Origin of the sequence: Vibrio gazogenes (genome assembly GCF_002196515.1) — a bacterium.
Taxonomy (GTDB): Bacteria; Pseudomonadota; Gammaproteobacteria; order Enterobacterales; family Vibrionaceae; genus Vibrio; species Vibrio gazogenes_A.
Window position 1 is genome coordinate 2,842,618 of record NZ_CP018835.1, and the last position, 12,791, is coordinate 2,855,408.

11 protein-coding genes are annotated in these 12,791 nt (G+C 42.6%); 6 read left to right on the forward strand and 5 right to left on the reverse strand.

Going from position 1 to position 12,791, the window contains the following annotated elements; translation table 11 throughout:
• Positions 1-28: 28 nt before the first annotated feature.
• A complete protein-coding gene (locus BSQ33_RS13005; RefSeq protein WP_088134256.1) occupies positions 29-1,372 on the forward strand; it encodes an MBOAT family O-acyltransferase in 1,344 nt (447 codons plus the stop codon).
• Position 1,373: 1 nt separating this feature from the next.
• A complete protein-coding gene (locus BSQ33_RS13010) occupies positions 1,374-2,429 on the forward strand; it encodes an SGNH/GDSL hydrolase family protein (RefSeq protein WP_021020854.1) in 1,056 nt (351 codons plus the stop codon).
• A 20-nt stretch (positions 2,430-2,449) separates the two neighbouring features.
• Here the strand turns inward: BSQ33_RS13010 and BSQ33_RS13015 are convergent, their stop codons facing one another.
• Positions 2,450-2,704 carry an acyl carrier protein gene (locus BSQ33_RS13015; protein ID WP_021020855.1) on the reverse strand — a complete coding sequence of 85 codons (255 nt, stop codon included), beginning with the start codon at positions 2,702-2,704 and terminating at the stop codon, positions 2,450-2,452.
• Between the two features lie 432 nt (positions 2,705-3,136).
• Between BSQ33_RS13015 and BSQ33_RS13020 the strand changes: the two genes are divergently transcribed.
• Both BSQ33_RS13020 and BSQ33_RS13030 read left to right on the forward strand, forming a co-directional pair.
• Positions 3,137-3,565 (forward strand): YbaN family protein, encoded by a 429-nt coding sequence (locus tag BSQ33_RS13020; RefSeq protein WP_021020856.1) that lies wholly within the window; start codon positions 3,137-3,139, stop codon positions 3,563-3,565.
• 430 nt (positions 3,566-3,995) lie between these two features.
• Complete coding sequence (locus tag BSQ33_RS13030; protein WP_088134259.1) at positions 3,996-5,399, forward strand: hypothetical protein; 1,404 nt, start codon at positions 3,996-3,998, stop codon at positions 5,397-5,399.
• Positions 5,400-5,609: 210 nt separating this feature from the next.
• Here the strand turns inward: BSQ33_RS13030 and BSQ33_RS13035 are convergent, their stop codons facing one another.
• The 3 genes from BSQ33_RS13035 to BSQ33_RS13045 form a co-directional block, all read right to left on the reverse strand.
• Positions 5,610-6,182, reverse strand: coding sequence for an RNA-binding S4 domain-containing protein (locus tag BSQ33_RS13035; protein ID WP_088134260.1), 573 nt, complete (start codon positions 6,180-6,182; stop codon positions 5,610-5,612).
• Between the two features lie 130 nt (positions 6,183-6,312).
• On the reverse strand, positions 6,313-6,540 hold the full coding sequence (locus BSQ33_RS13040; protein WP_088134261.1) for a hypothetical protein: 228 nt from the start codon (positions 6,538-6,540) through the stop codon (positions 6,313-6,315).
• Between the two features lie 3 nt (positions 6,541-6,543).
• A complete protein-coding gene (locus tag BSQ33_RS13045; RefSeq protein WP_021020860.1) occupies positions 6,544-8,085 on the reverse strand; it encodes a methyl-accepting chemotaxis protein in 1,542 nt (513 codons plus the stop codon).
• A 349-nt stretch (positions 8,086-8,434) separates the two neighbouring features.
• Between BSQ33_RS13045 and licT the strand changes: the two genes are divergently transcribed.
• Positions 8,435-9,286 (forward strand): BglG family transcription antiterminator LicT, encoded by an 852-nt coding sequence (gene licT, locus BSQ33_RS13050; protein ID WP_021020861.1) that lies wholly within the window; start codon positions 8,435-8,437, stop codon positions 9,284-9,286.
• 63 nt (positions 9,287-9,349) lie between these two features.
• On the forward strand, positions 9,350-11,377 hold the full coding sequence (locus BSQ33_RS13055) for a glucose PTS transporter subunit IIA (RefSeq protein ID WP_088134263.1): 2,028 nt from the start codon (positions 9,350-9,352) through the stop codon (positions 11,375-11,377).
• Between the two features lie 3 nt (positions 11,378-11,380).
• Here the strand turns inward: BSQ33_RS13055 and BSQ33_RS13060 are convergent, their stop codons facing one another.
• Positions 11,381-12,670: an anaerobic sulfatase maturase gene (locus tag BSQ33_RS13060; protein ID WP_088134264.1), complete on the reverse strand. Its 1,290-nt coding sequence runs from the start codon at positions 12,668-12,670 to the stop codon at positions 11,381-11,383.
• Positions 12,671-12,791: the final 121 nt, after the last annotated feature.

Below are 12,791 nucleotides of genomic sequence, written 5' to 3' on the forward strand. Positions count from 1 at the left end.
TTCAATTAGGTGGAGTTTTTATAGACCTATGCTTTTTCAATTGCCTGTTTTTTTATTATTTTTTTCATCTGTATTGTTGACTGTTCGGCTGGTTCGTGACAATCGATGGCAAAAAATTATTCTATTGATGTGTAGTATATTTTTCTACGCATATTGGAATGTTCATTATATTTATATATTGATTTTTTACATTATTTTGGGTGTTCTGTCATGTCAGTTGTTGATTCAACGAAAAAAATCACTCGCTCTTTTAGTTATAATTAGCTTAATTCCCTTAATGTTTTTTAAATATACTGATTTTGTACTAGAAAGTATTGGGTTAGATATGAGGCTTGGACTCGGTCTTCCATTAGGTCTTTCGTTTATTACTTTTACATTAATCAGTATGATGGTTGATTTTTCCCGTTCTTCCAAGAAAAAATTTACGGTTTTGGACATTAGTCTCTATATTAGTTTTTTTCCACATTTAATCGCTGGACCCATTTTAAGAAGCCGAGAGTTAATCCCACAGCTTTCCAAAATTAAAGTGTCTTGGCAGAATATTGTTTATAATCTGCCTCTGTTCTCAGTTGGAATGATAAAAAAAGTTTTGATTGCAGATCAGATCGGGGCTTATGTTCACCCTATATTCTTGAATCCGGAATCAAATGATAGTGTTAGTTTATTGATTGCTGCGATTGGGTTCAGTGTCCAGATTTATTGTGATTTCAGCGCCTACTCGGATATGGCGATTGCAACAGCGGGTGCTTTGGGGATTCGCTTTCCTGAAAATTTTCATTCTCCTTATTTGTCCCACTCGCTTACGGAAACATGGAAACGTTGGCATATGACCTTGAGCTTTTGGCTGCGAGATTATATTTTCATCCCTTTGGTACGCCATTTCCGTAATACTTTGCCCTATATGCCGATTTTTATCACAATGTTGATTTCGGGATTGTGGCATGGTGCTAACTGGAATTTTGTTTTGTGGGGCGGGATTCAGGGCGTTATCATGATTTTGGAAAAGTACAGTGGTTATGAACGGTTTGTGGAAGCGAATAAATATGTGAAGCTGTTAGGGATCATATGGAACTTTTCTGTTTGGACACTATTACTGATATTGTTTCGTAACCCATCTCTTGATATGGCGATGTCTTATTATCAATCATTATTTTCTTTTCATATGGATCCCATAACATCGAAAGAGCTCGGTATCCTGATTTTGATTGTATTAACGCTAGCTCTACATGCATTGGATAGTGCTGACTATGTACGAACTAAATTGGTTAAAATCCCATTTTACATATCCGTTCCAATTATGATTACGATTATTCTGGGCTGCTCAATGGTTGCCGCACAGAGACCAGAAAGTTTTTATTATTTTGACTTTTAATATGATGAAAAAAATTAAATATTCTATTGCGCTATTATTTTTTATTGTATTGCTTGGCTTGCTTGTTGATGCAGGAAGTGATTTGCTATTGTATGCTAGAGGTTATTATCGGTCGGTAAGTGAAAAGGATAATTTTATCCAAAATTTACCTAAAAATCTAGATCGTCAGAAATATGCTAAGTATTATGATGATACCCGTGCTCTCGAAACTTATTATCTTCCATATATAGGGGGTGTCATTCGACCGGGAGAGTATGGAATATATAAAATTGATGAATTTGGTAGAAGGGAGTACAGTTATCATGCTTCTAGAAAACAAACAAAGAGTATATTAGTCTTAGGGGCTTCTCAAAGTTTTGGTTTCTATAATTCTTCCGATACAACATTAGTTTATTATCTTGCAGAGCTATTGCCTGAATATAGGATTGATAATTATTCATCACCAGGACAGGAGGTCTCTCAGAATCTTGCTAATTGGCAAAGAATTCATAATACTAAAGACCATCATTATGATTTAGCTATTATTGTTAACGGACCGGTTGACTATATAGTTGAATATGCAAAGTTTAAAAATGTAAAAGTTAAGGAAAGAGATAATGAGATAGCACTGGTTTCTTTTCTACGTTTAGTTAAAAATAAAATTAAAAATATAGTTTTAAAATCTGGCTATGATATTTCATTACGTGATATGGAATATTATGAAACTGCAATTCCGAAGAAAATAATGAGTGGATTTGAAGACATCATAGATTATGGTGCTGACTTAAATGTAAAAACTTTGATCTTTATTCCTCCGTCGGTGTGGGGGAATGAAGATAGTATGGATAATATTCGAAAAAATATAACAGAAAATGAATTTATGAACACTATAGCAAGGAATTTATCTAATCTATCTAGAAAAAACAGTCATGTTATTGATATGTCTAATATATTTGACGATAAAAAGGAGCTGTTTTTTATAGATGCTGGCAGTCATCTGACCCCGAATGGGAATAAAATATTAGCTCAAAAGATAGCACGTTACATAAAATCCAATGATAAAGCTTTTAATAAATGATTCCACAAAAATAAGGTGTGCTATTTTTGTGAAATTATGTACTGCTCAATTAAATTAATAGTATCTATTTGTTTGAATACTTCATTATCTGAAGATGAAGTATAAATATTGTATTCATCTTCAAGGAATAATGTTAACTCTGCGATGTCAAGTGAGTCGAAGAGATTTGATTCGATAAGCGAGTCATCATCATTGATATTAACATCAGCTTCTTGCCCATTTTTTTTCAGTAAGTACTGGACAAATTCTCTTATTTTTTCTTTATTACTTTCCATGGCGCCCTCTACTGACAATATATGTTTCAATTATATAATCTATAACCGCATTATAACATTCACACTATAGTATATTTTTAGGTATCTATCATATAAATAGGTTTTTACGATTGTTTATTTCAAATGATTCATCTTTTCATATATACCCAAGTAACCTCAAGATGCCGGATTCAGAGTGTCTTCAATCGGCGTCATTCAAGGAAAATGTCGGCAGGAATGGCCTTTCCATTTCAATGGGTATATGCGGTTCTTTAGGCGAGTATCAATGATGTCAAAGCATATACGTCATGTACTTTCTGAATGAGACGTGGGAGACTGAACACAGCTTAACGCTGAGGTAAAATAGCGATGATAAACGGTTCATCTCAACACAGAATGAATGTGGTTGTGATGATCATTGGGCCCGGATCTCGGAGAACGTCGGTAAGAGTGATGACAGAACAGCAGCAAACGAAAAAAGCATCAGGGATGCATTTATGGGTTTATAAACTCATTGCGATCGTCAGTCTGATTTTGGCGATTATCGGTGCTGTTTTACCGGGCCTGCCTACAACCGAATTTGTTATTTTATGTGCATGGGCATCAGCGAAAGGTTCTCCTACGATTCACCGTTTTTTAATGTCGAAACCCTTTTTCCGTAACATGATAGAAAACTGGCAAAACGGTAAAGTCATCTCCAGAAAGAATAAGATTTTGTCAGCGGTATCGATGTCGGTTTGTCTACTGATTTTATTGTTGCATAAGGTTGCCTGGATCTGGGTAGCGGTATCGACTATCGGTATGTTGATCGGCAGTTACTACATCTGGAGGCGTCCGGAAAAAGTGCCGGACTCTCAGGCCCTCAGCAAAGATGAGCTCTGATCCCTCTGCGCAGCTTTGTCCGATGCGCTGGCTGCACTGATTCTTTTCTTACGACTTTCCTTATTACGACCTCCCTCATCTGGTTGCATTTTATCTTATATTCATGCTGGTATTTGTTACAGGTGAGTGGGAAACCGACCAAGACCCGTCGGAATCGGTTGAGCCGGTGTTCGGTATCGGTCCGATTGATTTTTAACTGAAGCAGGGCGAACGGGTGCTTTGGGTGAGGCAGCCACGATGGCTGAGGTCATATCATATTTAAGGCTATATAAGAAAAATAACGCATATGCCACATATGACACAAATTTAGTATGGTTTTTTGTTATTATCTGTTCCGTTGGCTGAAGGACCTCATTGTCTTGCATTCTTTATCGTCACTTCCGTTGTAGCCACTTCATCTATTTTTATTCTTCAATCATGGAACATCGTCATGAAATATACGTTCTACAAGAGAAATATTCAGGCATTATTTAGCTGTTGTCTGTTGATATCCACTTATACTTATTCTCAACCCCAACTGCTGTCTGAACCCGTTCAGCTTCAGATTAAACCCATGACTCAGTCTGAGAGTGATTCTCAATTTGGTGTTAATAGCGCGCCACAATCTTTTGCCCAATCACTTGATATCATTCAGCTCAATCATCTCGATGAGGCTGAATCAATATTACCAACCGCGGCATCTGATGCCACACCACCGAACTTTTCAATAGCTTTAAACAATAGCTACAAAGATACGTTGACTGCCGACTCTCCTGAACATTGGTATTCTTTCAGTGCCAATGAAGCAGGAAAGGTCACTGTGATTGCGTCGCAGATTCCGAATAACATGACTTACAAAGCGTATTTGTATAGCAAACCATCGGGAGATCCAGCGAGCGATTATACCTCTGCTGGCTTTTCAATCATTCCTGGCGCTGAACGACAACAAATTAGTGCGACGAGCACTGTTGCGAGCGACTACATTTTAGTGCTTCGCTCTGAAGGTGATAACTATGGTGATAGTTTTGTTCTCACTACTGCATTTTCAACGACATACGATGCCAATGAGCCAAATGATAACTTCTGGCAGGCGACGGATGCTGACATCTCGAAACCCATCACCGGGCAAATGGACAATCTGTATGACCTTGATGTGTATAAAATTGAGGTTGCTACACAGAAACAACTGATTTTTGCGCTCACCGGAGAAGGTTATGGTCATTATAAAGCTGAACTATTTAATGCGAATGGTCAGAGTCTCGGGGTGATCAATGATAAAGACCTAGCCTCAGCAACACTGACTGCGGGGACTTATTATTGGGCGGTTATGGCATCCGGTGACAAAGTGGTTGCTACTGATACCTATACCCTGACTACCACTGAAAAATTGGCGGGTCTATCACTTAGCGTTACGACGGATCAATATTCTTCCAGAAGAATCGATTATGGTCAGGGTGATTACTTTGCACTTAAATCCTATGCCACCATTAAAGGGCAGGCGATCAATTCAGCAGGAGAGCCGATTGCTTCTACAAAATTGAAGTTTGAGTTTCAAAGTAATGCCGGTAAATCCTTGAATGAAGTTGCCTGGACGACAACAGACGCAAACGGTAATTTTGAACTCAAGGTCATATCCCCTGCGGATTACGGTCGTCTTTCATTCTATGGCCCTGTCTATACCTATCATTATGATCTTCATGCGTTAGTTATTTATGTTGACTATGGCGGCAAATTATCAACGATCCCTCAGATGGTCATAGACGAAACATCATATGATGGTAGCAACTCAAAATACACAACAGACAAGAGCTATATTATTTTTTATGACATCGCTCATCTGACATATCATGGGTAATGCCCACAGAGTTGATTAACACGACCTGTTTCTGGGGTTACGCCCGGAAACAGGTTTTTTATATTATGCATCATGATAAACCGTTGGGCGGAGGTGATGCGTGATAGCTCAATCCCCGTTGCCCGAATGCGATGCTGATGGTCCAAAAATATTCGGTACGCTCCCTCGGCAGCGGCAGGTATGCAACATCACCCAGCTCATGTTGTCGCGTCAGAAAAATTTAATCGCACCGCGTCCGCCAACCCCATCATGTGCTGTGGATTCAGATTCGTCCGAGGGTGTTTCCTTTTCCGGGTTTTTGTCGGCAAGACGATTACTTTTGGCGGAATTCTGCCCTTGTTCAGGCTGATAATGTTTGCCAATGATTAGCTCATTGTTATTGGTTTTTCTCTGTTTCGATTGAGATGATTTTTTGTTCGCTGACGTTTTTTTCGCGGGGGTATTTTTGCCTTTACGCTGCGAAGTCTGCTCTGGAACAGGCTCAGCCAGAGCGGGTTCATCAACGGGGGCATCACAAATCACGAGATAGTACTCACCGTTGAATTCGACCAGATCACCATCGTACATTTTACGGCGTTTACGCCGTTCGAGTTCGCCATTCACCACGACATATCCCTCAGCAATGGCATATTTGGCTTCCCCTCCGCCACTGACGACATCCGCTATCTTAAGGACTTTATACAGTTCGATGGGCTGACTGTTGACTTCAATGCCAATCGCTTCGATTTCGATTTCAATTTCTGTTTCTGCCGCTTCATCAGCGTGGTGTTCATTATTTTGCATCGGTAAATTCTGAGTGATGATTGAAGGGCAGAGTGTATCGGTTTGCCGCAGAAAGTGACAATGCTATTTCTCGAAAAGGGGCTTTCGGGGCAGGGATGGTTTAGGAGATAGAGGGTTAGGGCAGACACTTTTACGTTTTTTCTTGAGCGCTTACGGGGACAGACACGTTTGCACTTTTACTTTGTGTATGCTGCTGCCGATGCAAAGGCGCAGCTGATTTCGGGCTAGCTGCGGTTTTGGGCAGCAACGGTTTGGGATAGCCCTGATCCTGAAGATGAGAGCCCCAACATACAGGCGCTGCAACAATCTGGCAGCGCGCTTCGGCCATCATCCGGTTTGTATGTGGCGCACAATACATCTGTTACCGACTGAATTGCTGTACCAGTCGCTGTAAACTTTCCAGTCGTGTTACAAGAATATTGGTTCGATCAACCGATGATGACGAGAGGGATTTTGTTGACTGAATGGCATCATTCATCCGAATCACATGTTCGTTGATCCCCTGAGTCACTTGGACTTGTTCGGTAATGGCTTGTGCTGTGTATGAACTTTGCTCACCGATAGAGACCAAGTCATTCACAATCGCCTCGAATGATTCCTTGCTTTGTTGTGATTTGGCGACGCTTTGCTCAGAAGCTTGCACCCCTTCTTCCATTAATTGTCCCGTTTTATTGACGGTGGTTTGCAGTTCTTCAATTTTCGAGCGAATGTCTCCGACAGATGTGCTTGTTTTGGCTGAGAGAGCTCGGACTTCATCTGCGACCACGGCGAAGCCGCGTCCATGCTCACCGGCTCTTGCGGCTTCTATTGCGGCATTGAGAGCCAATAAGTTGGTTTGTTCGGCAATACCTTGAATCATTTCCAGAATCGTTTCGATGCCATGAACGTCATGGTAAAGTTGTTCCAGTGCGGTTTTCGAATGGGTGAGATGCTGACTCAGGAGATGGACGGTGTGGACGGCTTCGTCGATGGTCTGGGTGCCTTCCCGTGCTTGCTCTTGTGCGTCGCTAGCAAATTCAGCACTGTGTTTTGCCTGTTTAGAGACTTCATCAATGGAGGCCAACATTTCTTCAGCAGACACGGCCATTGCACGGGTTGCTGCTTCTTGTCCATTCAGTTCTCGATCAATCAACTGGCGGTTGTGAACTTCTTCATTGGCTGTTTCGAGCAGCGTGGCGGATGTTTCTTTGGCTCTCGCAGTCGCGGCTCTTAACTCAGCACGCTTCATCATTAGTGCTAATTCGATGCGAGAGAGATCATCACAATACCCTGTATACGGTTGTTCCATGAGGGGGTTGTTGTAATGCTCTTTTGCCAATTCATTCAAGGCTGTCATGCGTTGTTTCAGTCGCAATGAACATGCAATCTGGAGCAGGATCGATGGGATCATCACCCCGAGCATCAGTGGGGCAGATAAAGTCGTAAAAGCAAAAACGATTAGGGTGAGCAACTGTATCAGCATGAGCCCGAATGAGAGATTCATCCATTGGGTGCGTCTGATGGTGACAGCACCTTTTTTCAGACGACGATAAAGTGATGCCGCCCGTGAAATCTGTGCATCTGTCGGTTGTGTTCTGACGGATTGATACTCGTAGATCTTGCCATCTTTGCCCATGATGGGGGTGACAAAAGCCGAGACCCAATAATGACCGGAATTTTTACATTGATTCTTGACCAGCCCCATCCAGCTTTTGCCGGATTGTATATAGTCCCATAACTGGCCAAAAGCCGCCTTTGGCATGTCGTCATGGCGAATGACATTATGGGGTTTACCGAGGAGTTCCGTTTCTTGATAACCGGCAACCTGGCAAAAAACTTCATTGCAGCAGGTGATATGACTGTCGGGGGAAGTGGTTGAGATGAGACTGTCATTCTCTGAAAACCTGACTCTTTTGTCTGTCATCGTAATCTCTTTATTATCGCTCTATCCGTGATGATGAATGCGGCTTTTCTGGATGAAATAAGCACAGTGATGGGGATGCATCTTAGATTATAATTCTATCAAATAAATGTGACGGAACGTTGATATGGGTCATTAAGTGATCGCTATTGATGTTGTGTCGTTTATGCTGTGCTGGACTGCACAGTTATATGATCTTGCATTGATAGCGTTTCAAATTACATGCTATGTTGGTAGAAAACATGGATTGCGAATGCACAAGCATGCAAAACCTGAAGTTTTCGAAACATTTACTACGACTAGTACTGTTTTGAAGTCTTCAGGTTTTTTTTTATATGAAGAATGGGTTTAGATGAACATGCAGGTTGAAAAAGTACTGAATAATAATGTCATTATCTCTATTGATGAGCATGGACATGAAGTTGTGGTTATGGGCAAAGGCATCGGCTTTCAAATGAAGCAAGGGATGTCGATTGATCAGCAGTTGATTGAAAAGGTGTTTACGCTAGCCAAAACTGACGATAAATCGTCTGACGCACGTTACCACGAACTGCTGGAGAAAATCCCTTTGGAACTGCTTTCCGTGACGGAATCGATTGTGAGCTTAGCGAAGCAAGAGTTGCCGGGACAGTTACATCCGAGTATCCATATTTCTTTAGCGGATCACCTATTTTTTGCCATCGAGCGAATGGTCAATAATCAATCGGTCAAAAATCCGATGCTATGGGAAATTCGCCAGCTTTATCCACAGGAATATCGTGTCAGCCTGAAAGCACTAGATTTGTTGAAGGCGTCTTCGGGGATTCAGTTTGATGAAGATGAGGCTGGCTTTATCACGTTGCATTTAGTCAATGCACAGCTCAATGAGGATATGAATAATACGGTCAATGTGACGAATCTGATTCGTGATATTGTGCAGATGATCCAATACCATCTGGAAATCAGTCTGGATGAAAAAAGTACCGATTTTCAACGATTAGTGACCCATTTGAAATTTTTTGCGCATCGCCTAATTCATCAGAAGGTTATCGAGTCTGATGATGATTCAATGTTTATCTCCGTCAAAGAGAAGTATCCTCAATCGTTTGATTGTACAGCGCGAATTGGTCAGTACGTAGAGAAAAAATATCAACATGTGATGACTTCAGAAGAGATGATGTTTCTGACCGTCCATATAGAGCGGGTCAGACGGGCCGCACTATGATGATGTAGAAAGCATTGGTTAGACAATATGATTGCGAACACATGATGACTGAGAACATATGAAATGAATCATTATCAGGCACTGGCGAGCCAGATTCTTGTTTTTGTTGGTGGGGCGAATAATATTAAAAGTGTCGTTCATTGTACGACGCGCCTGCGTTTTGTATTGAAAGATGAAGCGAAAATTGCAGATGAAAGGCTGCTTGAACTGCCGGATATTGTCGCGGTGATGAAGTGTTTGGGCCAGTATCATATTGTGGTCGGTGGGCATGTTGTCCAAATCTATGATGAGCTTCTGGTATTGTTAGGCGAACACGTAGAAGATCCGCCTGTTCATGGGGTTTTGAACCAATTTATTGACATTATAACCAGCATTTTTACCCCGTTACTTGGACTGTTAGCGGGTGCCGGAATCCTCACTGGTATGTTGGCATTATTTTCATCCATAGGGTGGCTGACCGTTGGGAGTGGCAGTTATCGTTTACTGAATCTGGCATCGTCATCAACCTTCATCTTTCTGCCGATTTTTCTGGGCTACACCGCAGCGAAAAAGTTTAAGGGACGCCCGTTTGTGGGGATGGCCATCGGTGCTGCTATGGTTCATCCTGATATTATCAATACCGCAGGTTTATTCTTTTCACAAAATGGCCCACAAAGTGTTGCCAGCAGTCAGACGCTCGGTACGTTTTTCGGCCTGCCCATTTATTATATTGATTATTCATCGAGTGTTATTCCGGTGATACTCGCCACATGGATGAATGCGAAACTAGAGCATTTTCTCGCGAGGTACATGAAATTTTCTTTTGCAGATTTACTGATCCCTGCGCTGTGTCTTGCTGTGACTGTCCCGATGACGTTTATTTTTATCGGCCCGCTCTCATCTTGGGTTGCCTTCGAAATTTCATGGCTGATCATTTCGCTGTATCAGGTTGGTCCGGGAATCGCAGGGTTACTGATGGGGGCTCTCTGGCAAGTCCTTGTGGTGTTTGGGATTCACTGGGGCGTTGTTCCCGTCATTATGAATAACCTGTCTGTCTATGGTTATGATGTGTTGGTGCCTTTGTTGATGCCTGCTGTTTTCGGGCAGGCCGGTGCTTGTCTCGGGCTGTTTTTGCGTGAAAAAGACCGTAAGCGAAAAGGACTCCTGGGGGCTGCCACCGTCACCGCGTTTTTTGGGATCACGGAGCCGGCGGTGTACGGGTTTACATTACCCAATAGGCGGCCTTTTCTGTTTGGCTGTTTGGGGGGCGCTTTCGGCGGACTGTTGGTCGGTCTTTATCAAACCAAAGTCTATTCCATGGGCTTCATGAGCCTGTTCACTTTGACACAAATTATTCCTGAACACGGCATTGATGCTACCGTTTATGCCGCCTTAGTTGCCAATCTTATTGCCGCCTTATTGGCTGGATACCTGAGTTATTATTTTTCGGGTCAGTTGGTTCAGAAACCATCTGATGTTCAGCACCATGGTGGTATGGAGCAAGCGTCCATACCAGAAAAAAAGCCAGAAAAAAAGCCAGAAACAAAACGGCCATCCGTGCAGGTCTCCAGTTCGGTCGCTATGACGTCGGCATCACAGACGCAGCAACAGCAAATGGCCACCGATGAGTCACCCCAAAGTGTATTGCGTGACACGATCTATTCACCTTTATCCGGGGTGATTCTGCCGCTTGAAGAGTCGGCGGATTCGATTTTTTCAATGGGGATTTTAGGCGCAGGCGTTGTGATTATTCCTGACAGTGGCACGGTGTATTCACCGGTTGACGGTGAGGTCGTCTCCGATTTTAATCACAGCCATGCGATTGGCCTCAAAACGCAGCAGGGCGTGGAAGTTTTTATTCATATTGGTATGGATATGGCCAAACTGGAAGGGATACATTTTTCCGCTGCTTTGCAAAAAGGAACGCAAGTAAAACGCGGACAACCGATTATCTTTTTTGATCATGTGGCGGTTTCCGGGATGGGATATGATCTGGAAACAGTGGTGATTATCAAAAACTCAGCAGCGTTTGATGACGTAATATGCCATGCTCAAAAGGGCGATCCGATTGAACATGGCGCGATATTACTGACCATCCGGGACGAAAGTTGACGACTACAGTTGCAGTCGTTTTTTCAGTGAGGGATAGGCATTGGTTGCTTTGGCATAAAACAGCTTGAGCCCCGAACAAAGATAACTGAGCCCGGCTTCACCGTCCGGTGTGCGGATGAAGCGACTTTTCGGGCACTCTCCCCAGCATAAATTGAGGAAGAAACATTGATTACAATGTTTTGGCAGAGACTCAAATTTAGCAAAGCCAAATTTTTTCTGCGCTGCAGAGAACACCAAATCGCCTTGATGCGTGTGTTGAATATTGCCCAGCTTATATTCGGGATAGACGAAGTGGTCACACGAATAAATATCACCATTGTGTTCAATCGCAACGGCCTTACCGCAGACTTGAGCATTCACACATTTCTGTGGTCCGTGGTTGAACATGATTGAGATGACATTTTCAAATTGATCGACAAAGGTTCGGCCAAAATCACGCTGAAACCATTCATCCCAAATCGTACACAGAAAGTTACCCCAATCGATCGGATCGACACTCCAGTCGGTCACGACGGAGTCTTCATTGCCGGGTCTTGCTGCCGGAGAAGAAATTAAAGGGAGTTTATCCGGATCCCACTGTCCCGGTGCGACTGATTCAAAATCTTTGGTTTCGATACCGGGGATGAATTGAATGATGTTCGGTTTTACCTGATCCCGGAGGAAGCGATAAACGGCTAACGGTTGTTGTGCATTGTCCCGGTTCACCACACACAGTGCATTAAACGAAATGCCGTATTGGTGAAGCAGCGCCACTTTTTCCATGACTTTTGCATGTGTCGGCATTTTGGTTTTGGTGTAACGATAACGATCATGAAATTCTGCCGGACCGTCGATCGACAGACCGACAAGGAAATCATGTTCCTTTAAAAACTGACACCATTCATCATTCAGAAGCAGGCCATTGGTTTGTAAATCGTTATATACGATTTGATCCGGGCGCTTATATTTTTGTTGTATGCTGACCACCCGTTTGTAGAAGTCGAGCCCCGCGAGTGTCGGCTCTCCCCCTTGCCAGGTGAAATCGACACTGGGACCGGTATTGGCTTCCATGTATTGCCGGATATGAAGTTCCAGTAAGTCCGGGGCCATTCTGGGACGTTTGGACTGATTCAAGAGCTGCTCTTTATGCAGATAAAAGCAATACGTACAATCCAGATTACATAACGATCCTGTTGGTTTAACCATGTTGTGATAGCTGTAGTAATCATCATCACCGAGCTTTGGTAAGTGCAGGGAAGGCCCCGCTTGCGGTGACGGATCAACAATATTGATGGGGATGGTGTGGTCATTCATGACATGGCTCTCTGAATTATCGTTATCAAAAATGTGGATAAAAAAAACCTAAACAACTCAACACCCGCAATGGATGCTGACTTATTTAGGTTTTGCCTGATATGAACAGTAACAATCCTAG

Excerpts from the sequence above, each read along its gene's own strand:
- BSQ33_RS13030 (WP_088134259.1), top strand. The coding sequence starts at position 3,996 with ATGAAATATACGTTCTACAAGAGAAATATTCAGGCATTATTTAGCTGT.
- BSQ33_RS13005 (WP_088134256.1), top strand. The coding sequence starts at position 29 with ATGCTTTTTCAATTGCCTGTTTTTTTATTATTTTTTTCATCTGTATTG.
- BSQ33_RS13060 (WP_088134264.1), bottom strand. The coding sequence starts at position 12,670 with ATGAATGACCACACCATCCCCATCAATATTGTTGATCCGTCACCGCAA.
- BSQ33_RS13015 (WP_021020855.1), bottom strand. The coding sequence starts at position 2,704 with ATGGAAAGTAATAAAGAAAAAATAAGAGAATTTGTCCAGTACTTACTG.
- BSQ33_RS13020 (WP_021020856.1), top strand. The coding sequence starts at position 3,137 with ATGACAGAACAGCAGCAAACGAAAAAAGCATCAGGGATGCATTTATGG.
- BSQ33_RS13040 (WP_088134261.1), bottom strand. The coding sequence starts at position 6,540 with ATGTATTGTGCGCCACATACAAACCGGATGATGGCCGAAGCGCGCTGC.
- BSQ33_RS13035 (WP_088134260.1), bottom strand. The coding sequence starts at position 6,182 with ATGCAAAATAATGAACACCACGCTGATGAAGCGGCAGAAACAGAAATT.
- BSQ33_RS13010 (WP_021020854.1), top strand. The coding sequence starts at position 1,374 with ATGATGAAAAAAATTAAATATTCTATTGCGCTATTATTTTTTATTGTA.
- BSQ33_RS13055 (WP_088134263.1), top strand. The coding sequence starts at position 9,350 with ATGAATCATTATCAGGCACTGGCGAGCCAGATTCTTGTTTTTGTTGGT.
- BSQ33_RS13045 (WP_021020860.1), bottom strand. The coding sequence starts at position 8,085 with ATGACAGACAAAAGAGTCAGGTTTTCAGAGAATGACAGTCTCATCTCA.
- licT (WP_021020861.1), top strand. The coding sequence starts at position 8,435 with ATGAACATGCAGGTTGAAAAAGTACTGAATAATAATGTCATTATCTCT.